This window comes from Paenibacillus periandrae (assembly GCF_022458865.1).
Classification (GTDB): domain Bacteria; phylum Bacillota; class Bacilli; order Paenibacillales; family NBRC-103111; genus Paenibacillus_S; species Paenibacillus_S periandrae.
This window is the reverse complement of record NZ_JAJNMU010000141.1, coordinates 1-412: the sequence shown is the minus strand read 5'-3', so window position 1 is coordinate 412 and position 412 is coordinate 1. Positions and strand designations below refer to the sequence as shown.

Genomic DNA, 412 nt, shown 5'->3' with positions numbered 1-412 from the left:
AACAGCGATCCGAATCGCAGATCGATTTCATGTGCATGGTTATGTCATAGAGGCCGTGCAAGAGGTTCGTAAATCGGTACAAAACACGCTTTCTCCACGAGCTAGAGCTCTGCTTAAAGCACATCACTGCTTACTCAATCCTCCGGTAGAAACTCTATCTGCCGAAAGTAAGCAGAAACTTGATGAATTACTGGGCTACTCAGCTATTCTGCGGAGTAGTTGGGAATGGAAAGAAGCTTTAACCGTGTGGTATGACCATTCACCGAATGTCGAAGTTGCCATACCGGGCTTCGGCCGTTGGTGTGAAAAGGGTGACACCATCGACCACGAAGCCGTCAAAAGCGCGCTAAAAACGATGCGTAATTGGCAAGAGGAAATCATCAATTACCATCGTTGCCGTTGGACAAATGCT

At 47.3% G+C, this 412-nt stretch carries 1 protein-coding gene; it reads left to right on the top strand.

The features are described 5' to 3' along the window. On the top strand, positions 1-412 hold a 412-nt coding region (locus LRL21_RS44965), incomplete at both ends, for a transposase (RefSeq protein ID WP_240422229.1).